The 23965-nt window shown below is 63.1% G+C and carries 22 protein-coding genes; 10 read left to right on the top strand and 12 right to left on the bottom strand.

The genetic code is table 11. From position 1 onward, the window contains the following. The first annotated feature begins 172 nt into the window (after window positions 1–172). From P3T22_RS17715 to P3T22_RS17700, 4 genes are all read left to right on the top strand, one after another. On the top strand, window positions 173–1342 hold the full coding sequence (locus tag P3T22_RS17715) for an extracellular solute-binding protein (protein ID WP_429325634.1): 1170 nt from the start codon (window positions 173–175) through the stop codon (window positions 1340–1342). Window positions 1343–1498: 156 nt separating this feature from the next. Further along, entirely contained in the window at window positions 1499–2578 is a 1080-nt protein-coding gene (locus tag P3T22_RS17710; RefSeq protein WP_429325633.1) for an ABC transporter ATP-binding protein, read from the top strand. Then, a complete protein-coding gene (locus P3T22_RS17705) occupies window positions 2575–3462 on the top strand; it encodes an ABC transporter permease (protein ID WP_429325632.1) in 888 nt (295 codons plus the stop codon). The genes P3T22_RS17710 and P3T22_RS17705 overlap by 4 nt, the downstream gene beginning before the upstream one ends. Then, complete coding sequence (locus P3T22_RS17700; RefSeq protein ID WP_063498618.1) at window positions 3462–4391, top strand: ABC transporter permease; 930 nt, start codon at window positions 3462–3464, stop codon at window positions 4389–4391. Before P3T22_RS17705 ends, P3T22_RS17700 begins: the two co-directional genes overlap by 1 nt. Before the next feature lie 358 nt (window positions 4392–4749). Here the strand turns inward: P3T22_RS17700 and P3T22_RS17695 are convergent, their stop codons facing one another. Further along, on the bottom strand, window positions 4750–5355 hold the full coding sequence (locus P3T22_RS17695; RefSeq protein WP_429325631.1) for a short chain dehydrogenase: 606 nt from the start codon (window positions 5353–5355) through the stop codon (window positions 4750–4752). 207 nt (window positions 5356–5562) lie between these two features. Continuing rightward, window positions 5563–6015: a DUF3005 domain-containing protein gene (locus tag P3T22_RS17690; RefSeq protein ID WP_429325707.1), complete on the bottom strand. Its 453-nt coding sequence runs from the start codon at window positions 6013–6015 to the stop codon at window positions 5563–5565. A 350-nt stretch (window positions 6016–6365) separates the two neighbouring features. On the opposite strand from P3T22_RS17690, the gene P3T22_RS17685 reads away from it, so the two are divergent. Both P3T22_RS17685 and epsC read left to right on the top strand, forming a co-directional pair. Then, entirely contained in the window at window positions 6366–6599 is a 234-nt protein-coding gene (locus P3T22_RS17685; protein ID WP_063498620.1) for a hypothetical protein, read from the top strand. A 139-nt stretch (window positions 6600–6738) separates the two neighbouring features. Beyond that, the gene (gene epsC, locus P3T22_RS17680) at window positions 6739–7671 is read left to right on the top strand and encodes a serine O-acetyltransferase EpsC (RefSeq protein ID WP_063498621.1); all 933 of its coding nucleotides are present in this window, start codon (window positions 6739–6741) and stop codon (window positions 7669–7671) included. A 308-nt stretch (window positions 7672–7979) separates the two neighbouring features. Here epsC and P3T22_RS17675 read toward each other — a convergent pair whose 3' ends face one another. Beyond that, complete coding sequence (locus P3T22_RS17675) at window positions 7980–8219, bottom strand: hypothetical protein (protein ID WP_429325630.1); 240 nt, start codon at window positions 8217–8219, stop codon at window positions 7980–7982. On the opposite strand from P3T22_RS17675, the gene aepX reads away from it, so the two are divergent. From aepX to P3T22_RS17660, 3 genes are read left to right on the top strand one after another with little or no spacing between them, the layout of a single operon-like run. After that, entirely contained in the window at window positions 8194–9915 is a 1722-nt protein-coding gene (gene aepX, locus P3T22_RS17670; protein ID WP_429325629.1) for a phosphoenolpyruvate mutase, read from the top strand. The two genes, P3T22_RS17675 and aepX, sit on opposite strands and share 26 nt — an antisense overlap. Next, on the top strand, window positions 9912–11078 hold the full coding sequence (aepY, locus tag P3T22_RS17665) for a phosphonopyruvate decarboxylase (RefSeq protein WP_429325628.1): 1167 nt from the start codon (window positions 9912–9914) through the stop codon (window positions 11076–11078). The genes aepX and aepY overlap by 4 nt, the downstream gene beginning before the upstream one ends. 11 nt (window positions 11079–11089) lie before the next feature. Continuing rightward, a complete protein-coding gene (locus tag P3T22_RS17660) occupies window positions 11090–12157 on the top strand; it encodes a 2-aminoethylphosphonate aminotransferase (RefSeq protein WP_429325627.1) in 1068 nt (355 codons plus the stop codon). Between the two features lie 66 nt (window positions 12158–12223). Here P3T22_RS17660 and P3T22_RS17655 read toward each other — a convergent pair whose 3' ends face one another. The 9 genes from P3T22_RS17655 to P3T22_RS17615 form a co-directional block, all read right to left on the bottom strand. Then, window positions 12224–12376 (bottom strand): hypothetical protein, encoded by a 153-nt coding sequence (locus P3T22_RS17655; protein ID WP_165614491.1) that lies wholly within the window; start codon window positions 12374–12376, stop codon window positions 12224–12226. Between the two features lie 162 nt (window positions 12377–12538). After that, on the bottom strand, window positions 12539–13243 hold the full coding sequence (locus P3T22_RS17650) for a PIG-L family deacetylase (RefSeq protein WP_063500642.1): 705 nt from the start codon (window positions 13241–13243) through the stop codon (window positions 12539–12541). A gap of 322 nt (window positions 13244–13565) precedes the next feature. Further along, window positions 13566–15038 carry a UdgX family uracil-DNA binding protein gene (locus P3T22_RS17645; RefSeq protein WP_429325626.1) on the bottom strand — a complete coding sequence of 491 codons (1473 nt, stop codon included), beginning with the start codon at window positions 15036–15038 and terminating at the stop codon, window positions 13566–13568. A 15-nt stretch (window positions 15039–15053) separates the two neighbouring features. After that, window positions 15054–15641: a nucleotidyltransferase family protein gene (locus P3T22_RS17640; protein ID WP_063500643.1), complete on the bottom strand. Its 588-nt coding sequence runs from the start codon at window positions 15639–15641 to the stop codon at window positions 15054–15056. A gap of 205 nt (window positions 15642–15846) precedes the next feature. Beyond that, entirely contained in the window at window positions 15847–16530 is a 684-nt protein-coding gene (locus P3T22_RS17635; RefSeq protein WP_429325625.1) for a Fe2+-dependent dioxygenase, read from the bottom strand. Then, a complete protein-coding gene (locus P3T22_RS17630) occupies window positions 16527–17273 on the bottom strand; it encodes a tetratricopeptide repeat protein (RefSeq protein ID WP_429325624.1) in 747 nt (248 codons plus the stop codon). The genes P3T22_RS17635 and P3T22_RS17630 overlap by 4 nt, the downstream gene beginning before the upstream one ends. 10 nt (window positions 17274–17283) lie before the next feature. Beyond that, on the bottom strand, window positions 17284–19533 hold the full coding sequence (locus P3T22_RS17625) for a TonB-dependent receptor (protein WP_429325623.1): 2250 nt from the start codon (window positions 19531–19533) through the stop codon (window positions 17284–17286). A 558-nt stretch (window positions 19534–20091) separates the two neighbouring features. Beyond that, window positions 20092–21555, bottom strand: a complete 1464-nt coding sequence (locus P3T22_RS17620) for an amino acid permease (RefSeq protein WP_429325622.1) — start codon at window positions 21553–21555, stop codon at window positions 20092–20094. A gap of 239 nt (window positions 21556–21794) precedes the next feature. Next, the gene (locus tag P3T22_RS17615) at window positions 21795–23087 is read right to left on the bottom strand and encodes an aspartate carbamoyltransferase (protein WP_429325621.1); all 1293 of its coding nucleotides are present in this window, start codon (window positions 23085–23087) and stop codon (window positions 21795–21797) included. Here P3T22_RS17615 and P3T22_RS17610 point away from each other — a divergent pair. Beyond that, on the top strand, window positions 23086–23907 hold the full coding sequence (locus tag P3T22_RS17610; protein ID WP_429325620.1) for a dihydrodipicolinate synthase family protein: 822 nt from the start codon (window positions 23086–23088) through the stop codon (window positions 23905–23907). The two genes, P3T22_RS17615 and P3T22_RS17610, sit on opposite strands and share 2 nt — an antisense overlap. Window positions 23908–23965 lie beyond the last annotated feature (58 nt).

Here is a 23965-nt window from a genome sequence, read left to right as displayed (position 1 = left end):
CCATTGAGCCGCAACGATTGCCCGTCAAAACAGGCAGATTGGCCAGCAAGGCGCGGTGGCGACTATTTGCTTGACATCGGCAGTTCCGCTTCGCTATGTTCCATTGGTAGAGAGACACCGCCAGCAGCGCATCTGGTCGGCGGACTTCCATACCAAGAAGCGAGGAGACGCAATGACTGTTTCAGGCAGGTTGGCGCTCAGGCTGGTGTCCGTAAGTCTCGTGGCAAGCGCCGCATTGGCATCCGCGGCGCGCGCGGCCGATCAGGTAACGCTCAATATCGTCGACGTGGCCGGCGATCTTCAACTCACGCAGAAGGGCTTCGAGGCCTTCAAGGCGAAGTATCCGGATCTCGTCGCCAATCTCACGTTCACCAACGCGCCCGCGCCGCAGTTGCCCGGCAAGATCAAGGCGATGCAGGCCGCTGGCCGCTCCGATATCGATCTCGTTCTGACCGGCACCGACGCACTGGCCGCCGGCATCGAACAGAACCTCTGGATGAAGCTGTTGCCGGACAATGCGGCGGCTTTCCCCGGCGTGCTCGACAAATACGCGCCTGGTCCGCGCAAGATGCAGGACCTCGCACAAGGCTTCGGTCTCGAAGTCGCGTATATGCCGGCTGGTCCGTTGCTCGAATACAACCCCGCCAAGGTCAACGATCCGCCCAAAACGCCTGAGCAATTGCTGCAATGGTGCAAGGCGCATCCGGACAAGCTGATCTACGCCCGGCCGGCGAACTCCGGTCCGGGTCGCACGTTCCTGATGGGCTTGCCGTACGTGCTCGGCGACAAGGATCCACAGGATCCGATTCACGGCTGGGACAAGACGTGGGCCTTCCTCAAGCAGCTGAACGATTGCATTCCTTACTATCCGGGCGGCACGTCGGCAGTCATGAAAGAGCTTGGCGAGGGCACGCGCGACATGACCGTGACCGTTACCGGCTGGGACATCAATCCGCGTGCGCTCGGCATTGTGCCGGCGGAATTCCGGGTGCAGGCATTCGACAACATGACGTGGGTGAACGACGCGCACTATATGGTCATTCCGAAGGGCGTGCCGAAGGAAAAGCTCGACGTGCTCTACAAACTGATGAACTTCATGCTCGAACCGGCGCAGCAAGCCATGACCTATGACGACGGTTATTTCTACCCGGGGCCGGCGATCAAGGGCGTGAGCGTCGAGCAGGCGCCCGCGCACAGCCAGGACGTGCTGAAGAAATACGGTCGGCCGGAGTACGCAAAACTGCTGGCCGAGCGTCCGCATGTTTTGCCGCTCAATGCGGCGGCAATGGTCGCGGCTTTCAAGAAGTGGGACAGCGACGTCGGCGCACAGAAGACCAAGTAGTCGCTGAATGAGTCCGTGCACGCGTTCGTTCGGTCCGCCGAGATTCGCGTGCCATGCACGCAGAAAACCGCCATGTAGCTGCTGTCGCATCCGTTCTATTGGGCCGCCGCGACTCGAGGGTCAAACGTCAAGCGTCACGCGTATCAGGAAGCCGCCATGAAGCATCACTTTGAACAGTTGCGGCTCGCTTCGGTGAGCCGCAGTTTCACAAATGCGGAGGGCCAGGCGGTCGCGGCGTTGCAAGGTCTCAATCTGAATATCCAGCGTGGCGAGTTCATCGCGTTGCTCGGACCTTCGGGCTGCGGTAAATCGACGGCGCTCAATTGCATCGCCGGTTTGCAGCCGTTGAGCGGCGGCGGCATCTGGCTCGACGATAAGCGCATCGACGTGCTGCCGCCGGAAAAGCGCGGCTTCGGCATGGTGTTCCAGAACTACGCGCTGTTTCCGCATATGAGCGTGCTCGACAACGTCGGCTTCGGATTGAAGATGCGCGGCGTCGGCAAGAGCGAAACCATGCGCCGGGCGCGTGAAGCGTTGCAGCTCGTGCAACTTGTCGGGCATGAACGTAAGCTGCCCGGGCAGCTTTCGGGCGGTCAGCAGCAGCGCGTGGCGATTGCGCGGGCGATCGTGATCGAACCGCCGCTGATTCTGATGGACGAGCCGCTCTCGAATCTCGATACGAAACTGCGCATTGAAATGCGTGCCGAGATTCGCCGCATCCATAGCCAGCTCGAGCGCGCGACGCTCTACGTGACGCACGATCAGGACGAGGCGCTTTCCATGGCCGATCGCATCGTCGTGATGAAAGAGGGGGTGGTGCAGCAGGTCGGCACGCCCAAGGAGGTCTACACGCGGCCGCAGAATTTGCACGTCGCGCGTTTCATGGGCTATCGCAACGTGACTGAATTCACGCTCGAAGGCGCGCAAGGCGATGCGGTTGCGGTGAACGCGAACGGCGTGCGTCTGATTGGCACGCCGATGGCCGGTTTCAACAGCAAGCGCGTGAGCGTCGCCTTGCGTCCAGAGGATATGGAGCGTGCAGCACCTGGCGCGCAAAACGCCTTCGACGCGCTGGTGACAACCGTGGAATACGGCGGCCACGATTCCCTGCTGCGGGTGAAGACCGCGTTCGGCGACTTGTGGGCGCGCATTACTGGCGAATTCGAAGAGGGCGAACGCATCAGCCTGCACGTGCCGCCGTCACGCACGCTCGTCTATGACGCAGAGGCGGTATGAACACGCCCACGCTGTCGCCGCCACGGGTACCATTTGCGCCGCGCGACGCCAAAGCGTGGCTGGTCGCGCCGGCTTTGATCTTCATCGTCGCGTTGTTCATCTATCCGTTCGCGTACGGTTTGGTGCTGTCGTTCCGGCCGATGAACGGCGGCGGCCTGTGGGCCAACTATGTGACGTTCTTCACCGACACGTCGATGTGGCCGACCATTCTCGTCACGCTCAAGCTCGCTGTACCCGCAACGCTGATCAATGTCGGCGTGTCGGTTCCAGTGGCGTTCGCGCTGCGCCGCAATTCACCCTACCAGAAACTCGTCACGACGCTGCTGGTGATTCCCGTCACGCTCGGCACCGTGCTGATCGCCGACGGCATGCTCACGTACTTCGGCCCGAACGGCTGGTTTCCGCAGGCGTTGCAAGGTTTGCATCTCTACACCGACGAAGTGCGTTTGACGCACAACTTCTGGGGCGTGCTGATCTCGCTGATCGTGTCGGGTTTTCCGTTTGCGTTTCTGTTGACGCTGTCATACGTGACCGGCATCGATCCGACGCTCGCGAGCGCTGCGGCCACGCTCGGCGCGAGTCCGTGGCAGCAGTTTCGCCGCATCTACCTGCCGCTGCTGGTGCCCGGTCTAACGATGGCCGCGTGTTTATCGTTCGTGCAGGCGTTCTCGGTGTTTCCATCGGCGGTACTGCTGGGGGCGCCCGCAGGCCCGACGCGCGTGATGTCGATCGCCGCGGCCGAAGCCGCGTTCGAAAGCTATGACTATTCGCTTGCTTCCGCGATCGCCATGGTGATGGGTTTCGTGCAACTGGTGGTGGTCGCCGCCATGCTCGGCGCGCGCCGTTTCTTCTACAGCGGTCCGGTGACGGGAGGCAAAGGCTGATGGCTAGCGATCGCCACGCCGCGCATCCTTCGTGGTCCGCGTCCACATCGAACGAAAACAACGACGGCGCCCAGCAACCCAGCAAGCGCGTGAAGCAGCGCGCCAGTGTGCCGGGCCGCATCTGGCACGTGCTGGTGTGGGGCGCGATGGTGTTCTTCCTCGTCAACGTGGTGTTGCTGATTGCGACCGTGGCGGTGAATTCGGTGGCGACCCGCTGGTTCGGCACCTTGCTGCCGCAAGGCTTTACGCTGCATTGGTATGCGCAGGCGTGGAGCGATTTCCAGTTGGCGAGCGTGTTGTGGGTCACCGTCGAAGTGGTCGGTGCGGTGGTGGTGTTGTCGGTGCTGCTCGGCGTGCCCGCGGCGTATGCGCTCGCCCGCGTGCAGTTTCCCGGCAAGCGCATGGCGATGCTGATTTTCCTGCTGCCCCTGATGGTGCCGCCCGTGACGTATGGCATTCCGATGGCGACCGTGATGTACAAGGTCGGCCTCGCGGGCACGCTGGGCGGCGTAATTCTCGCGAATCTCGTCCCGGCGCTGCCGTTCGTGATCCTGGTGATGACGCCGTTCATCGAGCAGATCGATCCCAATCTCGAAGCGGCGGCGCGCATTTTCGGCGCGAACACGTTCCGCTATTTCCGCTACGTGCTGCTGCCCCTACTGGTGCCCGGCATGTTGGCCGCGGGGCTGCTCGTGCTGGTGCGGACCATCGGCATGTTCGAACTGACATTCTTTACGGCGGGGCCCGCGACGCAAACGCTCGTGGTCGCCTTGTACTACGCGGTATTTTCAACCGGCGTGCGCGCACCGCAATCGATCGATGCGATGGCGATGATCTACATGGCGATCACGCTGATCTGGGTGCTGATCGCGCTGCAATTCGTCAGCCCGACGCAGATCGTGTCGCGGGTGAAGGAGCAGAAGCGCTGAGGCGCTGAGTCACTGAGGCGCGCCCCGAAGGAAGTCCCCCGCCCGTAGGAAGTCCCCCGCCCCGAAAGAAGTCCCCCGCCCCGAAGGAAGTCCCCGCCCCGAAGGAAGTCCCCGCCCCGAAGGAAGTCCCCGCCCCGAAAAAAGTCCCCTTGGGGGATCGAGGGATCGGGGGGCGCCAAAAAAAGCATCGTGGAGCAGACGTTGACGACGAGAAAGAAACCTGAAGAACTGCGCAGCCACCGCTGGTACGGCCTGAACGATTTGCGCTCGTTCGGCCATCGCTCGCGCACCGCGCGGCGGCGCGCACACGGATGCAGTCGGCGAGCCGGAGATTCACTGAGCTGCCAAGGGCTCAATATCAATACCCCACGCGATACACCCGGCCCGTTTGCGCGCCTTCCACACTGCGCAAGTAGGCCTGCGCCGCGCGTTCGGCCGTCACCGGCTCGAAGCCGCGGAAGTAGGGCGCATAGGCGTCGAGCGCTTCGGTCAGTACCGTCGGGCTTACCACGTTGATCCGGATGCCGCGCGGCAATTCGATCGCGGCGCCGCGCACGAAGCCTTCCAGGGCCAGATTGACGGTGGTTGCGTTAGCGCCTTCGCGGATCGGTTCGTCGCCGACAATACCGCTCGTCAGCGTGAACGAGCCGCCGTCGTTCACGTAGCGCTGGGCGCCCAGCACCACATTGATCTGACCCATCAGCTTGTCGCGCAGGCCGACCCAGAACTGCTCGACGCTCATCTCCGGTAGTGGGCCGAAATGCAGCTTGCCGGTGGTGGTGACGACGCCGTCGACCTTGCCGATCTCGCTAAAGAGCCGCTCGATGCTGGCCGGGTCGGTACTGTCGACGCGATACTGGCCGCGCGTCGCGCCCACTTCGATGACTTCATGGCGCGCTTTCAATGCTGCGCTCACTGCTTGGCCGACCGTGCCGGTTGCGCCGATCACGACGATCTTTTTCATCTGCCGCTCCGTTTAGTTTTGAATATGCAGTTGATTGTCTCCGCGTTCGGCGGGCGGAAATAGCTTGTTCGGCTTGCAGGTCCTGCAACCCCGAGTTTCTAATCCGTGCCGAAACGCGCACCGTCATTCAAACGGAGCGCGCTTTGGAATTGCCTGATTAATCGGTGCAAGCGGCGTCATTCAAACGAATACCCGCAACGCGATTACTTATTTCGCCCGATGTAATTCGATCACGCGAGTGGGCCGAAAATGATTAAGGGCGTAGTGAATGCGGCCGCGTTCGCGACGGCTGCGGATCGGACGCGGGTCGTCGAACAGATCGTCCGCTGACTCGGCGCCTTGCGGCTCGACCATGCCTTTGTCGATGACCGTGTAGCCCGGTTCGAGCGCCAGCAGCAGATGATTGCCGCCAACCCGGCTGTCGAAGCCGGCCATGCCGTCTTGCGCCTCGGGCACGCTGTTGACGAGGGTCGCGTTGCTCGTCGTGATTTCGTCGGGCGAGATCGGGCTGTGGCCGGCGATGCGGGCGGCTTCGAGATTTTTGCCGTCAGTGTCGACCGTGCTGTCATGGGTGCGGTCGTTATGCAGTTCGGTCGTGCACGGGCCGATGGTGCGCGGCTGTTTGCCGGCGTCTGCCGGCTTGTTGATATCGCTGTTCATCATGCATTCTCCGTTGAAGATGACATGGTTGAAGTGCAACAAAACCCGTTCCGCCTTGCGCCACGTCTTTGTGCGTGTGAGTTTGAACTGCGCGCGGCGCCTCAGTTGCCTCGTGGCTATGCGCAGTGATGTATGCGGGCGTTTCACCCGGCGATTGCGTCCCTGGATTCCTTTCGTTTTTTTTAATGGACGCCTATTTTCTACAGAGTATGATCTTACTCCGACAAGTGGAGCGCGGTTAAATTGGCGACATGCGTTGACGACATGTGCCCGGTTGTTTTTACATGGCCGACAACGAATAGACGCGCGCTACTCAGAACATCTTACGGGGCCGTCAGGGCGGGTGACACATGCACTTCGATGCTGCATTCACACATCGCGGCTATTTGCTGAATTGTGCGCCGGCGCGCGCGGGCGATGGTACTTGGCAACCTTATGTGGTCATCTCCCGCTCGAGCGACGGCGAACTGGTCGCCAACCGGTTTTTCCCCACTGACTTGCGCTTCCCTGACGAAGCCACCGCTATCGCGCACGCCCGCGACTGGGCGGTGCGCTGGATCGATGCGAGCAGCGTGACCATCTGAAGCACCGGGCACCGGGCATCGGGCACGCGTGGCCCAGCATACCGGGCAGCCGCGGTGCGCTGCGCGAGCGGCTGTAAAACGCGGTAATCTCTTGGGACAATCACTCTGAACCGTGCCTTGCGCACGGCGCCGTTCTTTTATGCCTAACGTGCCTTCCCCCAACTGGGGTCTCGAACAGATCGTCGCGGACTTGCGCGCGTCGCGTGAAAAATTGCATCGCACGCGGCATCCGCTCGGTATTCGCGAGCTGCCATCGCGCGAAGCGGTGATCGCCATTGTCACTGGCTTGCGCGCGGCGTTGTTTCCCACGCACTACGGCGCCCCCGATCTCACTGACGAAACGGTCGACTACTACGTCGGCCACACGCTCGAAAGCACGTTGCGATTGCTCGCCGAACAGATACGGCGCGCCTTGCGCTTTCTGCCCGAGTTCGGGGAAACGCCCGATGCGGATCTGAAGGCGCGCGCGTTCAACGTTGCGCGAGAGTTCGGCACGCAGTTGCCCGGCATTCGCGCGTTGCTGGTCAGCGATATTCAGGCTGCTTTCACCGGCGACCCGGCCGCCCAGCACATCACTGAAATTCTGCTTTGTTATCCGGGCGTGTGGGCGATGACGCACCATCGTCTTGCGCACGCGCTGCATCGCCTCGGCGTGCCCTTGCTCGCGCGCTTCATCAACGAGATCGCGCACTCCGCGACCGGCATCGACATTCACCCGGGCGCGACCATTGGCCCAAGTTTCTTTATCGACCACGGCACGGGCGTAGTGATCGGCGAGACCGCGATCATCGGCGAACGCGTGCGCGTCTACCAGGCTGTGACGCTTGGCGCGAAGAGCTTCGCTGCGGACCTTGACGGCACGTTGGTCAAGGGCAACGCGCGGCATCCGATCGTTGAAGACGACGTCGTGATTTATGCCGGCGCGACGATTCTCGGCCGCGTGACCATCGGGCGTGGCTCGGTGATTGGCGGCAACGTGTGGCTTACGCATAGCGTGCCGCCGGGCAGCAGCGTGTCGCAAGGCAAGATCCGCGAGGGTGGGCGCACGGGCACGGACGAGGAGGGTGGTTGACGAGCGGGCTGGCTCGCGCGTCATCTCGTGCTTTGCCGCACGGCTTTCTCGTTAGCGGTTAAGGGGAGAGCCCATGGTGCGCGGCCGTGTTCACGTGCCTCGCTGCGCAATTGCCGGCGTCGAAGCGACGGTGGCAAAGAAAGTAAGTGTGCCTGCCCCGCACGGGGGGCGAACGCTAATAAACCGATAACATAATTAATACAAAATTCGAATAAAGCAATGCAATAAAAAGCCCAAATGCAAATCAAATAAGAAAAAAAGAAAACGAAGGCAAAAAACCGCGCCAAACCGATCCCAGGCAGGGGAAATCACATTCCTCCACACAACGCCAAAAAAGTCCAAACCCCAATCCCCTCATTGAAAAACGCAAAAAACAACACATTTTTCCACGTAACCGCAAAAATAGAAATTTGAATACCGCCGAAAAAACGAATAAAAACGATTTCGGCTATAGTCGCCATTTTCCAGCCGCTAGCCGGGCAAAAAAGAGCCCCAATAAGCCCGCCACCAGGAGTAAAGAAATTGAACGCCCGCGAACCTGCATTCATCTCCGCTTCGCGCAGCGCACGCCTGCGCCAGATGCTCGTCAGCAACGAACTCGAATTCATGATGGAGGCCCACAACGGGCTCTCCGCCCGTATCGTCCGCGAAGCCGGCTTCAAAGCGATCTGGGGTTCGGGCCTCGCGATCTCCGCCCAATTCGGCGTGCGCGACAACAACGAAGCCAGCTGGACGCAAGTCGTCGATACCCTCGAATTCATGGCCGACGCCAGCGATTTGCCCATTCTCCTCGATGGCGATACCGGCTACGGTAACTTCAACAACGTGCGCCGTCTCGTGCGCAAACTCGAACAACGCGGCATCGCCGGCGTCTGTATCGAAGACAAACAATTCCCGAAAACGAATAGCTTCATTAACGGCGAAGCCCAGCCGCTTGCCGATATGGACGAGTTCTGCGGCAAAATCAAAGCCGGTAAAGACTCGCAGTCGGATGAACACTTCTCGATCGTCGCCCGCGTCGAAGCACTCATCGCCGGCTGGGGCATGGACGAAGCGCTGCGCCGCGCGGAAGCCTATCGGCAAGCCGGCGCCGATGCGATCCTGATTCACAGCAAGCTCTCGCGTCCCGATGAAATTCTCGAGTTCGCGCGCGAATGGGCCGGCCGCGCGCCGCTCGTCATCGTGCCGACCAAGTACTACAGCACGCCCACCGAAGTGTTCCGCGAGGCTGGCATCAGCACGGTCATCTGGGCGAATCATCTGATCCGCGCAGCGACCTCGGCCATGCAGGCCGTTGCCAAGGAAATTCATTCGAGCGAGACGCTTGTCAACGTCGAAGACAGCATCGCCGCAGTCAACGAAATCTTCCGTCTGCAAGACGCCGACGAATACTCGGAAGCCGAAGACCGCTATCTGTCGAGCGGACGCGCGGCCGGTGCGGCCGTCGTGCTCGCGGCAGGCCGCGGCAAGGGGCTCGAAGCCGTCACCGAAGATCGTCCGAAAGTCATGCTGCCGATCGCGGGCAAGCCGCTCTTGCGCTGGCTCGTCGATGCATTCAAGAAGCAGAGTGTCAATGACATCACCGTGGTCGGCGGTTATCGCGCCGATGCGATCGATACTGCCGGTATCAAGCTGGTCGTCAATGAACGTCACGCACAAACTGGCGAGCTGGCGTCGCTCGTCTGCGCAGTCGATAAACTCGCAGGCGACACCGTCATCTCGTACGGCGATCTGCTGTTCCGCAGCTACATCTTGCGCGATCTGGTCGAGAGCGAAGCCGCGTTCAGCGTGGTGGTCGATTCGTCGCTGACCGATGCGGAAAACGCCAGCGTGCGCGACTTCGCATGGTGCTCGGCGGGCGACGATCGCGGTCTGTTCGGCAACAAGGTCACGCTGCGTCACGTGTCGAGCGGGCAGGAGGCAACGTCCGCCATCGCTTCGCAAACGCCGCATGGCCGCTGGGTCGGTCTGCTGAATGTGCGCGGCGAGGGGCGTGAGCGTCTGCGAGCGGTACTCGGCAAACTGCAGGCGCGCCCGGATTTCGATTCGCTCGATATGCCCGCGCTGCTGAATGCGCTGATCGAAGCGGGTGAAGCGATCGAAGTGCAATACGTGCACGGCCACTGGCGCGGGGTGAACGATCTGGACGACTTCCGTCGTGCCGGCGATTTCGCACATGCGCAGGCGCCGTTCGCGGCAGCGGTCGGCAACCAGATGGGGACAACCAGCGGGGCCGCGCAATGATCGAGGCAGCACAGTTCGTCGAAGCGGCGCGCGAACGCGGCTTTGACTGGTATGCAGGCGTGCCGTGCTCGTATCTGACGCCGTTCATCAACTACGTCTTGCAGGATGAGTCGCTGCATTACGTCTCGGCCGCCAATGAAGGCGATGCGGTTGCGTTGATCGCGGGCGTTACGCTCGGCGCGCAGAACGGCCGGCGCGGCGTCACGATGATGCAGAACTCCGGCCTCGGCAATGCGGTGAGCCCGTTGACCTCCCTTACGTGGACCTTCCGTCTGCCGCAATTGCTGATCGTGACGTGGCGCGGGCAACCCGGCGTCGCGGACGAACCGCAGCACGCGCTGATGGGCCCGGTCACGCCCGCGATGCTCGACACCATGGAGATTCCGTGGGAGACCTTCCCGACCGAAGCCGACGCGATCGGTCCGGCGTTGGATCGCGCCATCACCTATATGGATGAAACCGGCCGTCCGTACGCGCTCGTGATGCAAAAGGGCAGCGTGGCGCCGTACGAATTGAAAGAGGGCCACGCTGGTGCCCGCCGTGTGCCGGTGGCGCCGCGTGCGCAATTCAGGAACGTCGCGGCGAATGAATTGGCTTCACGTCACGATGCGCTGCAGAAAGTCATCGCGCACACGCCGGTCGAATCGACGGTGGTGCTCGCGTCGACCGGTTTTTGCGGCCGCGAACTCTATGCCATCGACGACCGTCCCAACCAGTTGTACATGGTCGGCTCGATGGGTTGCGTGACGCCGTTCGCGTTGGGTCTCGCGCTCGCACGTCCTGACCTCCACGTGGTCGCGCTCGACGGCGACGGCGCCGCGCTGATGCGCATGGGCGCATTCGCGACGCTCGGTGCGTACGGTCCGTCGAATCTCACGCACGTGTTGCTCGATAACGGCGCGCACGACTCGACCGGCGGTCAGGCGACGGTGTCGTCGCAAGTATCGTTTGCGGGTGTCGCCGCGGCTTGCGGTTACGCGTCGGCGGTTGAAAGCGACGACGTCAATGTGATCGATGAGCTGTTCGATACAGCGCCGTCGCCCCACGGCCCGCGCTTCGCGCGACTGGCGATTCGCCGCGGCACGCCCGATGGCCTGCCGCGTCCCACTATCACCCCGCCCGATGTGAAGGCGCGCCTGATGCGCCACATCGGCGCCGCTTAAGGAGTGTGCTCATGCTGCTGCTCAATCCCGGCCCGGTGACGCTCACCGAACGCGTCCGCAACAGCCTGTTGCAAACGGATCTGTGCCACCGCGAAAGCGAATTTTTCGACTTGCAGGAAGAGGCGCGCACACGTCTGGTCGATCTGTACGGGCTCGACGCAAACGAATGGCAAGCGGTCCTGATGACCGGTTCCGGCACGGCTGCTGTCGAAAGCATGACCGCCGCGCTGGTGCCGCAAAACGGCAAGCTGCTGGTCGTGGAAAACGGCGTGTACGGCGAGCGTATTTCGCAGATCGCCACGCAATACGGCATCGCGCATGAGTCGCTGAAACACGACTGGATGGTGGCGCCGGATCTCGCGAAGATCGCCGAACACCTCGACGCGGACAAAGCGTTCACTCACGTCGCGGTGATTCATCACGAAACGACCACCGGCCGTCTGAACGATCTGCAGGCGCTCGGCGCACTGTGCCGCGAACGCGGCCTGCGTCTGCTGGTGGATAGCGTCAGCAGCTTCGGCGCGGAATCGATCGATTTCGCCGATGCCAGTCTCGACGCCGTCGCGGCGACCGCGAACAAGTGTCTGCATGGCGTGCCCGGCGCGTCGTTCGTGCTGGCGCGGCGCGCGGCGCTCGCGCAGGCGGCGAGCCGCACGTACTACCTGGACCTCGGGCGCCTCGCACGCTTGCAGGACCAGCGCAATACGCCATTCACGCCGTCGGTTCATGCGTACTACGCACTGGTCGAAGCGCTGCGCGAACTCGCCGACGAAGGTGGCTGGCGGGCGCGCCACGCGCGTTACGCTGCGCTCGCCGAGCAGGCGCGCGCGGGCCTCGCTGAGCGGGGCATCGGCAGTGTGTTGCCGCCGGAGCAATCGTCGGTGGTGCTGCGCGCGTATCGTTTGCCGGACGGCGTGTCGTATCCGCAGCTGCACGATGCGTTGAAGGCACGCGGCTTCGTCATCTATGCCGGTCAAGGCGGCTTGTCGGCCGAACTGTTCCGCATCTCGACGATGGGCAACATTCACGCGGCCGACATCGACCGTCTCCTGCAAGGCTTTTCCGCGCTGACACGCTAAGGCGCGCGTTTACACGTGGGTCCGGTAACAAGCCGGTACCAAGCCGGTACCAAGCGCAGGGCGGCATCACACTGGGTCCTTGTCCGGCGGTCCATCGGGCCGCTGCGGCTCCTCGGTGTGATGACCCGGCGACGGCGGCACGAGCGGATCGGCTTCCGGGTCCCGGTTCGGATCGGCGTTCGGATCGGGAATCGGGCTGGTATGCATGTCGTAGCTCATTGCATCACCTCTTTGAGTTGGGAAGAGGGCCGAAAGCGGGCCGAAAGCGGGCCGAAAAGCGGGCCGAGGAGCGGGCCGAGGAGCGGGCGGTGCGCCCGGTCGAATGCGCATAAACGCCGACCGTTTCCTTCTAGCGTAGGCGATCCGGCACGCCGCGCACCCTTACTTTTTTCCGCGGCGGCCCACGCTCAATTGCCAGTAGCGTTCGGCGGCGAAAACGTCGTCGTAGTGGTCCGCGCCGAAAGCGCGCAACTGGCTTTCGTAGGCGTTGACCGCTTCACGTTTGAGCTGGGTTCGGCGCGCGAGATCAATCGTATGGCTCGCGCTCGGACAAGCTGGCGTGGCGACGATGCCGCGTTGCGCGAGGTCGGCGAGGCGCGCCTGCACGACACCGGGTGTGCAGCGGTGAATCGCGTCTTCATAGGCGAACCACGTGAGATGTGACAGACGCGGCAGGATTTCGCAGCAGGCTTCGAACACCCGCACGTGATCCTCGTGATGCAGGCCGAGCGGCATGAGCAACGTATTCGCGGTCGAGCGGTAGATGGTCTCTTCAAGCGCCGCCGCCAATCTGGCGATCGACGGCGAGTCCATGTATTGGTCGTCGCGAAACGGCATGCGTAGCGGAATCGCGTCGAGCACCTCGAGCGCGAGGTCGTCTTCGCGCGTGCGCGCGTGGATGGCCTGACGGGCGCTCGTGAAACCCGACTTTTCATCCCATTCGGTATGCATCTCCTGCTCGGGCGGTGCGGCGAACACCGTGCAGACCGCGGCGTCTGGATGGGCGGCGAGTAAGGCGCCGCAACTGAAGACGGCGTCGTCGAAATGGGGCGAGACGATGAAAAGGCGTGGGCTGGTTTCGCTCATGGGACGTGTGATGGTTTCGAAACGCGCGGGCCGCACTCGACGCGCCAATATAGCGCGCGACAAACTTGCTGGATGGGCGGCGTCACATCAGCTTAGGCGGAATCGGCGCGGCTTGCGTAACCGTTGTGATCGACGCAAGACACGTGCCCGGGCTGCCGCGATGCTGCGGGGCATCCCGTAAAGACTCACCGTCCGGCGTTCTGCGGCTCCCGAACCTGCTCACCCTCTGCCGACGGCCCGACGGGCGCATGTATGAACGAGCAAGTGGAGGTGGCGGCGACGCTGCTCTGAGCACAGGGCGCGCGCGCCTCGAGCGAGAAAGCTACGCGCCGCCGGCAGCCAGCGCTGCTGCGCGGCTGAACGCCGCCGCAATGGTCGCGACAATGTCGTCGCGCAACCTGGTGTCGGCCGTTCCTAGCGCATAGGACGGATGCCATGCCGGCACGATCAGGCGGCCGTCGTGGGCGATGGTTTGACCGAGGTATTCGGACAGATTGACGTGCGCGCCGGTCAGCGCTCTCAGCGCGGTTGCTCCCAGTGTGACGACCACGCGTGGCCCAATCTGCGTCAGTTCTTTTTCCAGCCAGTACTGGCAAGCCTCGACTTCGCGCCGCGCGGGCGTGCGGTGAATGCGCTGCTGGTCGAGCGTTTCCCATTTGTAATGCTTGACGGCATAAGTCAGATACAGCGCCCCCCGCTCCAGTCCTGCGCGCGCAAGCGCAACATCCAGCAGTTGACCGGCCGGCCCGGTGAACGGCTCGCCATGCTGGTTCTCGTACTCGCCCGGCTGTTCGCCGACCACCATGATCGCCGCATGTGCGGGCCCCGCGCCCGCAACCGCCTGTTTCGCATTGCGCCATAACGCGCAGCGCCGGCAGGTGGCGAGCGGGCCGGTGGGCTCCAGCAAGGGTGGCGTTATCGCCGAATACTCGACCGGTGGCGCGGCGGGAACGGTGACGGTCGCGCTTTGCGCACCGAGACGGCTGCGCTCGCGCGCGAGGCGTGCGGGCAGCGGCGGACCCGCGGGCGGCATTCTCCAGTAGCGCAGCGGCACGGGAGACGGCTCGCCATTGAAAGCGCTGGCGTAATACGCGAGCCAGAGCGCCTCCGTGGGCGTGCTGGTAATGGCTTCACCGGTCATGGCGCTTGCCGGTAAAGCGTGCGTGGCTTGCTCGTGATCCTCCGTTGCCGGCCGGCCAATACGCAGCAGCATGCCGTTCCAGAACACCGCGCCGTGCGGCGTGGCCAGCATCCACGTGGAGTCGCCCATGCGAGCGGCGAACCGCGCTGCGGCGCGCGCCAGCAGGTCATGATGCGGCTCGTACCAGCCGACGAATTCAGGTGGCCCCATCGACGGATCACGCCGTCTGAACAGCGTGAGTGTCAGCAGATCCTCGGTTTCGTGCTCGATAGCCCGGATGCGTTGATCCAGCAGCGAGCCGTCTGGATCGTTCAGATCGAGGACGTTGCGCTCGCCGCGCGTCCAGCGCCATAGGACGCGGTATAACAGCGCCCAGCGGTCCGGCGCGCGGAAGCACGCGGCCGTTTTCAGCCAGGAGAGCAGTTCGCGGGGAATTGCGGGAGCGGACAGGACTGGGGCAGGGCCGGTGGCGATTCCTGAGCCGGAGGCACCTGCAGTGGCGAACGCGGACTCAGCAGCCGGCATGCCTGGCGCTGCCGCTGCACCTTCAGACTCAAGCCATTCGATCTGCGACGGCTCGACACCTTGCCGCAGCAGCGCCCGCGCGGCGCGCCGCCATACGGCGAAAGACGGTTCGATCGGAATGCGTTTCATGCTGTCGCGCTAAAGCTAGACGTTGCGCAGATCGTCGGGCGTATCCACGTCCCGCAGAATCCCGGGGTCGTCGACGTCCAGCCGCATCACCCGCTGCGAAGTCAACAGCGCGCGCGCGCCGGTGTCGCCGTCGAGTGTCATCAGGGCGTCCCGATGCTCGACACCGAAGCCGACCGGATGGCCGCGCTGTCCCTGATAAAACGGCGCGACGATCGAAGCGCCGCCGTCGAGCGCACGCGCCACCGCTGCGATCGTCGTGGTGGCAATGCGGGGCATGTCGGCGAGCGCGACGATCCAGCCCTCGGCGTCATCGCTGGCTTCGATGCCGGCGGCGAGGCTCGCACCCATGCCGCGTTCGGCGTCCGGAGCGAACATGACGTCGCAGCCGGCGTCGTTCAGAAGGCGGGCGAGGGCGTCCGAGCCCGGCCGCACCACGGCCAGCACACGCGTAACGACTTGCAGCAGCCGGTGCGCGGCTTCGTGCGCGACCGGCGTGCCGTCGGGCATGAGCGCGAGTAGTTTGTTGTGTCGGCCGTCCGGATCGAAGCGAGAGCCGAAACCGGCGGCGAGTAACACGCCAGTGGCGAGCGAAGCGTAGGCCATTGACGGGCACCGGTAGAAAAGATGAGACCGATTGTGCGATGCAACGCGTCGGCAGGCAAGCGGCAATGCATGGGCTGTTATGTGCAGATCGCGCACGCGCACGCCGGTCGCGTGATACACCGCATTCGCGATCGCCGCCGGCACGGCGGTGATGCCGATCTCGCCGATCGAGCAAGGTCACGCGCGGGACGAGTAGTCCGCTCAATCAGGCGTCGGCCCAGCGGCGCAGCAGATTGTGATAAATGCCGGTGAGGCTGACCACGGTTGCGTCGTTCGAACCTTTTTCGGCGGCGAGGCGCTGCACGTCGTTGTCGAGTTGAAACAGCATGGCGCGTTCGCCGTCGTCGCGCACCATGCTCTGAATCCAGAAAAACGACGCAATCCGCACGCCACGCGTCACGGGGTTCACGTGATGCAGGCTCGAAGCGGGGTAGAGCACCATGTCGCCGGCCGGCAGCTTCGAGCGATGCACGCCGTAAGTGTCTTCGATGCAGAGTTCACCGCCGTCGTAGGACTCCGGCTCGGCGAGAAAGAGCGTGGCCGACAGATCGCTGCGGATGCGGAAGCCGGTGCCGCGCAACTGGCGGATCGCGTTGTCCACATGCGTGCCGAAACCGTCGCCGCCTGCATATCGGTTAAAGAGCGGTGGAAAGACTTTCAGCGGCAACGCAGCGGAAAAGAAACGCGGATTGCGCCCGAGCGCGTCCTGAATCGCATCGCCCACCGCGCGCGCGGCGGGGGAGCCTTCGGGCAATTGCTGATTGCGCTTGGCCTGCGCCGACTGCTCGCCGGAAGTCGCATTGCCGTCGATCCATTGGGCCGCGTCGAGGACTTCGCGGCATTGCGCGACCTGATGTTTGTTGAGCACGCCTTGCAGATGCAGCATCATGCGCGTGCCTCTTCATTGACGACTTCAGCCAGTGCACGAAATGCACCAACCGGCGAAGCGGCCAGCCACGCCCGCATTTTCTCGACGAACGCCGCCGTTGCCGTCGCCGGCACGCGCCGCAACCACGCCAGCGCGGCTTCGATCTCGCCGCGCCCGGCCAGCAGCCGCGCATAGTTGAACTGGCCACGGAAGTCACCGCCGACCGCTGCGCGCCGGTAATAGTCGAGCGCGATGCTTGCATCGGCATCGACTGCCCAGCCGTCTTCGTAAAAGCTGCCAATGAAGTTGAGCGACTTCACGTGACCCATTTCGGCGGCGCGCCGGAACCACTGCAACGCCTGCGCACGATCGCATTCGACACCATTGCCGAGCGCCAACGCCGACGCATAGTTGTACATGCCCCAGTCGAGTCCCGCCTGCGCCGCGAGCCGGTACCAGTAGACCGCCACGGGCGCGCACGCGGTGGTTCCCCAGCCGTGCTCGTAGCTTCGGCCCAGCATGTTCATCGCCATTGGATGATCCTGGCGGGCCGCGTGCCTGAACCACGTCAACGCTTCTTCGGCATTGCGCGCTACGCCGTGGCCGTCGAGCAGATACTGGCCGTACACGGCCTGCGCTTCGACGATGCCGTTATGCGCGGCGGCCGCCACCCACACGGCGGCTTTGGCGGGCGGCCCGGAGAGAATCGCGGCGAACTCGTCGTGCGACACGCTCGCCAGCGCCTTCAGCGTCACCTGTTCCATCATGCTGTGCTTAGTAGTGCGCGTTAAGCGTCAGGAAGGCGGAACGGCCGGCTGCGATCGACGCGTAGTGCGCCGGATACGCCTGGTCGTAATACGTCCGATTGAAGATGTTCTGCACGTTCAGTTGCAGATCGACCTTCTTGTTGATCCGGTATGTCGCCATGCCGTCGAAGCGCCAGTACGACGGCACTGCACGCAGGTTCGCCGTGTCGCCGTACACCTGCGACATGTAGAACGCGCCGCCGCCGATCGTGAACTTCGGCAGCACGTCGTAGTTGGTCCACAGGCTGATGCTGTTCTTCGGCGTATTCGGGAACTGGTGGCCGTTATCCGAGGTGGTCTTGCCGTTGTCGCGCAACTGGCTCTTCATGTACGTGTAGCCGCCGAACAGCTGCCACTTGTTCGTCAACTGACCGGCCACGCCGAATTCGAAACCTTGCACGCGCTTGTTGCCGGCCATCGCGTATTCGTTGTTCGGCAGCGTGACGCGGGCGTTGGTCGTATCGATCTGGAACAGCGCGCCCGTCAGCGAGAGATGGTTGTTCAGCACATTCCACTTGGTGCCGAGTTCGACGCTGCGGTTCTTTTCCGGGGCGAGTTGATCCGCATTCGCACCGACACCGTTGCGGCCCGGCGTCAGCGATTGCGTTTCGCTGCCCTGGCCGAGCTGGGCGCCGGCCGGCGTCGACGAGGTCGCGATCGACGCATACACGCTGCCGTTGGAAGCCGGTTTGAAGACGAGGCCGAACTGGTAGTTGAAGAGCGTGTCGTCGCGCGAGGTGCGCTTGCCGCCGCTGGCCACCGTGTTGCGGAAATCGGTCGAGTAATCGTCGACGCGCAAGCCGATGTTGGCCTGCCAGCGTTTGGCGAGTTCGATCGTATCGAACGCATACAGCGATTTCGTGGTGGTGCGCTGCTCGCTCGGGTCGTTCGCCTGGCTTACCGAACCGGACCACGGGTCGTTCGGATTCGGCGACCACAGGCTCGTGCAGTTGTAGCCCGACGCCGCGCCGATGCCCTTGGTCTTGCAGATCGCACCGGTGGCCGCAGCCACGGCGTACGAGTCGTTCACGCTGGTTTCGCGCGACAGTTCGAGGCCGGTGGTGAAGCTGTGCTTCAGGAAGCCGGTCCTGAACTCGCCGAACAGTTCGGTCTGGTTCGCGAGGCTGTAGACGTCGCTGGCACGCGTATTCGCGCGGCGCCAGACCATGCCGTTCACGACGTTGCCCTGGCTGTCGTCCGGCTGCGTCCAGATGTAGTCCTGGGTGGACTTCGTATAACGCGTGGTGTTGCGGATCGTCAGATTGCTGTTGATGTCGTGCTCGATGCGCACCGTGCCGACGTCCGAGGTCGTCTTGCGGAAATCGCGGTCGATCAGGCCGTAAAAGTTGTGGCGGTCCACCTTGGCCGGATAGATCGTGTCGACGTTGGCCGGCTTGTTGGCGGTCGTGTAGAAGTACGGAATACCGCTGTCGGGCAGGTCGTCGGTCGAGAGATGGTAGTAGCTCGCCGTGACGCGGGTCGGCGTGCCGAGACCGTAGGTGAACGACGGCGCGATGCCCCAGCGCTCGTTGTTGACCGCGTCGCGGCCGGCCACGTCGTTGTTGTGGCTTATCACGTTCAGGCGGAAGGCCGCGTGATCGGCCATTTGCCAGTTGCCGTCCGCGGTGAAGCGGCGGTAGCGGTCGGTGCCGAGGCCCGCGCTGCCGTCGGCGGAATTGCCCAGATGCGGCGTCTTGGTGATCAGGTTGATGCTGCCGCCCGCGCCGCCGCGGCCACCGTAGGCGCCGTCCGAACCCTTGGTCACTTCCACGCTTTCGATATTGAACACTTCACGGGTGGTCGCACCGATGTCGCGCATGCCGTCGACGAAGGTGCTGCCCTGAGCGTCGTAGCCGCGAATGAACGGCCGGTCGCCGAGGGGATTGCCGCCTTCGCCAGCGCCGAATGTGATGCCCGGCACCGTGCGCAGCGCTTCGGTCAGCGTCGAGGCGCCCGTGCTCCTGATCAACTCCTGCGGAATCACGGTCACCGACTTCGGGGTGTCGACCAGTGGCGCGGTGAATTTGACCGATGCCGAGTGGTCGGTCTTGAAGCCGTCGTCCGCCTGGCCTTGCACGGCGATCGGCGCGAACTGGCTTTCCTTGTCGGGCGGCGCCGTGCCGGCCGCAACCTGCGCGAGAGCGGGACCTGCCGCCAACATGCCGCACAGCGTCGTGCTGATCTTGCCGAGCCTCGGTTCGTCGGACCGCAACTTCATTTTTATCCTCGTCGTTGAGTGCTGGTAGCCGAGCGGGCTGCGCATCCCTTACCCGGGTATTCCATGTTTATTACAAAAAGGTTTCGGCATGCATTCTATGCAATCCGCTTGTAATTGAGAAGCGTTCTCATTAAAAAATCTCAGTGCGTGGAATTGAATGTGAAAGCCGCCGCGTGGAATTGGCGGGGTAATCGACGAGGATGGGTAAAAAAGGCGGGGGTTTGGCGACTACCGAGGCGTAGCGGTGACTTTGCGTCTGTCGCGCGAGTGGTTTTTGCAGTGCGTGATGGGCCGCTTCTGATCGAAGGGCAGCCCGTGCCTCGCTAGGTTTCTCGCTGTGCCGCCAGCTCGGCCAGCGTCTCCCGCAGCCACTATCTCGCGCTGGTTTCGCTGGTGGCGTCGGGGCAGATCCTTATCGAGGCCGTTGCGTTGAAGTCGTATCCGTTTGCTGAACTGGAGGCGGCCATCGACGCTGCCGGCCGTATGCCGGGTCTGCAATGCACGGTCGTGGAGGGCCAGTCCCGCGAGACGTGGGGTCGAGCACGACGCAAGGCACTATCAGTCGGGAGCCCGCTCCGGATGGCGAAGGCGCGAATGATTGCGACCGTAGATCCCATAGATGACGAGCCCGATCACCAGCCAGACGAACAGCCGTAGCCATGTGACGAGCGGCAGCCCGGCCATCAGCAGCAGGCAAAACAGAATCCCGAGGATCGGGATCACCGGCACGCCCGGCGCGCGGAACGGCCTCGCGGCGTCTGCGTCGCTGCTGCGTAGATAGATCACGGCGCCGCAGACGAGAATGAACGCGAACAGGGTGCCGATGCTGACCATCTCGCCCAACACGTTGATCGGCGTAAACGCCGCCACAACCGCGACGATGGCGCCGATCATGATCTGGCTCAGATAAGGCGTGTGCAGACGCGAATGAACTTCCGCGAACAGGTGCGGCAGGAGGCCGTCCTGCGACATCGTGAAGAAGATGCGGCTCTGGCCATACAGCAGCACGAGTATCACGGTCGTCAAGCCGGTCAGCGCGCCGATCTTGATGAGCACGGAAAACCAGGTGACGCCGATCACATCGACACCTTTCGCGATCGGATCCGGGACGTTGAGCTCGGCATACGGAACGAGTCCGGTCAGCACGCCGGCGACCGCAATATAGAGCACCGTGCAGATCACCAGCGAGCCCAGAATGCCGATCGGCATATCGATCTGCGGCTTGCGTGCCTCCTGGGCCGCGGTGGACACCGCATCGAAGCCGATGAAAGCGAAGAAGACGACGGCCGATCCGCGGAGAATGCCGCTTGCGCCGAAGTTGCCGAATTCGCCGGTATTCTGCGGAATGAACGGATGCCAGTTGGCCGGATGGACAAAGAAGGCGCCGATGACGATGAACGCCAACACCACAGTCAGTTTGATCGCCACCATGATGTTATTGAGCCGCGCCGACTCCTTGGTGCCGAGCACGAGCATGATGGTCAGCACGGCGATAATGAAGACCGCCGGCAAATTGACGATACCGGCTACCGTGCTGCCATCGGCGAGCGTCACCGTGGTGCCGGGCGCAGCCGCCATGGTGGGCGGAATGTTAATCCCGACATTGTGCAGCAGGCTCACGATGTAGCCTGACCAGCCGACCGCAACGGTTGCCGCGCCCATCGCATACTCGAGGATCAGATCCCAGCCGATGACCCACGCGAATAATTCGCCGAGCGTGGCATACGTGTAGGTATAACTGCTGCCGCAGACCGGCAGCATGGCAGCCAGTTCGGAGTAGCAGAGTCCGACAAAGGCGCAGGCAATCCCGCCAAGGACAAACGAAAGAATGATGCTCGGCCCCGCATAATGGGCTGCGGCCGTGCCGGTCAGAACAAAGATGCCGGCGCCGATGATCGCGCCGATACCCATCGCCGTAATGCTGAGCGCGCCCAGCGACTTCGACAGGTGGCGTTCACCGCCCTCCGCGCTGGCAACAATATCCGCGACGGATTTGCGCGCCATATAACCCGTGTCAGCCATGATGAGTCGTCCTGTTCGTATGTGGGTGAATCCGAGATCGAATCGATTCGTGACGCACTGCAATAAGCGACTTCTTTAAAGGCGACCGACACTATTGATGTTGCGGTTGAGGAGGGTACTGACGAATCCAGTCTAGTCTGGATTTAATCGCGTGTGTACTGAAGAGCGAGGTTGCGGTTGCCAAAACGGCCTTGCGGGTGCGCCGCAAGGCCGTCCTTCTGTCATCGAATCCTGATCAATCAATCGATGCCGTGAAACACCGCATCGTCCGGGCCGAGATAAACGGGCGGCCGCCACGCGGCGTCGCGCATCGAATGCTGGACCAGCTTTTCGACACCCAGCAGCACCGCGAAAATCGCCATCCGCACGGGAATGCCGTTATCGGTTTGGCGGAAAATCGCGAGGCGCGAATCGTGATTCAGGTCGATGCTCAGATCGTTCGCGCCCGGCCGGCTGTCGCGCGGCAGCGGGTGCATGATCAGCGTGTCGGGACCGCATACGCTGTCCATCAGCGCCTGATTGATCTGGAAATCCGGCGTATAGCCTTCGAACGATTCGTCGGTGAAGCGCTCTTTCTGGATGCGCGTGGCATACACCACGTCCGCGCCGCGCAGCCCGGAGGGCAGATCGTGGGTCTGCTCGATCACGTGGCCATTGCGCGAGATCTGCTCGATGATGTAGCTCGGCATTTCGAGCATGGGCGGCGAGATCAGCGTGAACTTGATGCCGCGATATAGCGCCAGCAGCTTGACCAGCGAATGCACCGTGCGGCCATATTTCAGGTCGCCGACGAGAGCGATATGCGCGCCGTCGACGATCTTATCCAGCCGCGAAAACTCGCGCTGGATCGTGTACAGGTCGAGCAGCGCCTGGCTCGGATGCTCACCCGGGCCGTCGCCGCCGTTGATCACCGGCACGTTGGTGGCGCGCGCGAATTCGGCCACCGAGCCTTGTTCCGGATGACGGATCACCAGCGCGTCCACATAGCCGCTCATCACGCGGCTGGTGTCGTAGATCGACTCGCCCTTTGCCATCGACGAAAACGTGAAGCCGGTGGTGTCGCACACCGAGCCGCCGAGCCGGCAGAATGCCGCGCCGAAGCTCACGCGGGTACGCGTGCTGGCTTCGAAAAACAGGTTGCCGAGCACCGCGCCTTCGAGGACGCGGGAGATTTTCCGGCGCCGCGCGATCGGCTGCATGATGTCGGCGACGCGAAACAGCGCCTCGACCGAGTCGCGCGAGAACTGATCGACCGACAGCAGTTGCGGCTTGCCCTCGAACAGCATCTGGCTTGCCAATGACTGTGAATCTACGCTTTGCGTATATTTTTCACCTGGCTCGCCATGCACGACGATTTCCGATACGAAACGCTCCACGATCTCCGGCATGGCCCGCGATTCCTGCGAATCGTCCGGCAGCAGCCAGGTGTCGAGCGCGCGGCGCGACACGCCGATGCGGCTCGCGAACGTGTCGCGGGTCATGTTCAGGCGACGCATCGCATCGCGCAGGAAGGCTTGTTGTGGGACGCTCATGCGGGCACCTTGTCGGGAGTGGTCGCGCACCGATTATGTACGCGGTGCGTATATTAGTTTCCCTGTCGTAGAAGTCAAGCAATTTTGCGATGAGCTTCGCAAACCGGCGCCGGACGCGGTTACACGGCGAGCATGCGAGCGCATCGAGCAACTGAATGCCCTGCCGATAGCCGGTACGCTGATGGCCGCGCCGTACTACATCCGGCCTTCGCAAGCCGGCATCGTCGGGCATTTCATGGCGCTTGCCGATGCGAGCGACAAGCCTGTCGTGCTGTACGACATTCCTTATCGAACCGGTGTTCGGCTCGAACTCGATACGCTCCTGACGCTTGCCGCGCATCCACGTATCCAGGCATCCAGGCATCCACGCATCCACGCATCCACGCATCCACGCATCCAGGCGGTGAAGGATTGCGCGGGTTCGCTCGAAACCACGCTCGCGCTGATTCGCGACGGCCGTTTGCAGGTGCTGACCGGCGAAGACATCAATATTTTCAACACCTTGTGCCTGGGTGGGAGCGGGGCGATCGCGGCCTCGGCGCATCTGCGGCCGGAACGGTTCGTCGCGCTGTATCGTGCGCTGTCGGCGGGCCGGCTCGACGAAGGACGGCGTATTTTTCATGAGCTCGCGCCACTGATCCAGGCGCTGTTTGCCGAACCGAATCCGGCGCCGGTGAAGGCCCTGCTCGCCGCGCATGGTCTGATACGCGACGAGTTGCGCATGCCGATGACGCGTGCTGGCGATGCACTGGTCGCGCGGCTCAGGGAATTGGAAGGGCTTGATCGGATAGCGCAGCACGCGGCCGCCTTGTCGGCTTGAGTGTGGGTTCGCTTGCCGCCATTTGTATTTGAGATGATGGTTCGTGATGCCAGGCGAT

It is taken from the genome of Paraburkholderia sp. GAS348 (assembly GCF_050434205.1).
Taxonomy (GTDB): Bacteria; Pseudomonadota; Gammaproteobacteria; order Burkholderiales; family Burkholderiaceae; genus Paraburkholderia.
Note: the sequence above shows the minus strand (reverse complement) of the source record. Positions and strands in the feature narration are given on the sequence as shown.

Bases quoted from the DNA above. Each gene is read 5' to 3' on its own strand.
- P3T22_RS17700 (WP_063498618.1), top strand. From the start codon at position 3,462: ATGGCTAGCGATCGCCACGCCGCGCATCCTTCGTGGTCCGCGTCCACA.
- P3T22_RS17635 (WP_429325625.1), bottom strand. From the start codon at position 16,530: ATGATGCTGCATCTGCAAGGCGTGCTCAACAAACATCAGGTCGCGCAA.
- P3T22_RS17690 (WP_429325707.1), bottom strand. From the start codon at position 6,015: ATGAACAGCGATATCAACAAGCCGGCAGACGCCGGCAAACAGCCGCGC.
- P3T22_RS17695 (WP_429325631.1), bottom strand. From the start codon at position 5,355: ATGAAAAAGATCGTCGTGATCGGCGCAACCGGCACGGTCGGCCAAGCA.
- P3T22_RS17710 (WP_429325633.1), top strand. From the start codon at position 1,499: ATGAAGCATCACTTTGAACAGTTGCGGCTCGCTTCGGTGAGCCGCAGT.
- P3T22_RS17660 (WP_429325627.1), top strand. From the start codon at position 11,090: ATGCTGCTGCTCAATCCCGGCCCGGTGACGCTCACCGAACGCGTCCGC.
- P3T22_RS17675 (WP_429325630.1), bottom strand. From the start codon at position 8,219: ATGAATGCAGGTTCGCGGGCGTTCAATTTCTTTACTCCTGGTGGCGGG.
- epsC (WP_063498621.1), top strand. From the start codon at position 6,739: ATGCCTAACGTGCCTTCCCCCAACTGGGGTCTCGAACAGATCGTCGCG.
- P3T22_RS17630 (WP_429325624.1), bottom strand. From the start codon at position 17,273: ATGGAACAGGTGACGCTGAAGGCGCTGGCGAGCGTGTCGCACGACGAG.
- P3T22_RS17640 (WP_063500643.1), bottom strand. From the start codon at position 15,641: ATGGCCTACGCTTCGCTCGCCACTGGCGTGTTACTCGCCGCCGGTTTC.
- P3T22_RS17655 (WP_165614491.1), bottom strand. From the start codon at position 12,376: ATGAGCTACGACATGCATACCAGCCCGATTCCCGATCCGAACGCCGAT.
- aepY (WP_429325628.1), top strand. From the start codon at position 9,912: ATGATCGAGGCAGCACAGTTCGTCGAAGCGGCGCGCGAACGCGGCTTT.
- P3T22_RS17645 (WP_429325626.1), bottom strand. From the start codon at position 15,038: ATGAAACGCATTCCGATCGAACCGTCTTTCGCCGTATGGCGGCGCGCC.
- P3T22_RS17705 (WP_429325632.1), top strand. From the start codon at position 2,575: ATGAACACGCCCACGCTGTCGCCGCCACGGGTACCATTTGCGCCGCGC.
- P3T22_RS17610 (WP_429325620.1), top strand. From the start codon at position 23,086: ATGCGGGCACCTTGTCGGGAGTGGTCGCGCACCGATTATGTACGCGGT.
- P3T22_RS17685 (WP_063498620.1), top strand. From the start codon at position 6,366: ATGCACTTCGATGCTGCATTCACACATCGCGGCTATTTGCTGAATTGT.
- P3T22_RS17615 (WP_429325621.1), bottom strand. From the start codon at position 23,087: ATGAGCGTCCCACAACAAGCCTTCCTGCGCGATGCGATGCGTCGCCTG.
- P3T22_RS17625 (WP_429325623.1), bottom strand. From the start codon at position 19,533: ATGAAGTTGCGGTCCGACGAACCGAGGCTCGGCAAGATCAGCACGACG.
- P3T22_RS17715 (WP_429325634.1), top strand. From the start codon at position 173: ATGACTGTTTCAGGCAGGTTGGCGCTCAGGCTGGTGTCCGTAAGTCTC.
- P3T22_RS17650 (WP_063500642.1), bottom strand. From the start codon at position 13,243: ATGAGCGAAACCAGCCCACGCCTTTTCATCGTCTCGCCCCATTTCGAC.
- P3T22_RS17620 (WP_429325622.1), bottom strand. From the start codon at position 21,555: ATGGCTGACACGGGTTATATGGCGCGCAAATCCGTCGCGGATATTGTT.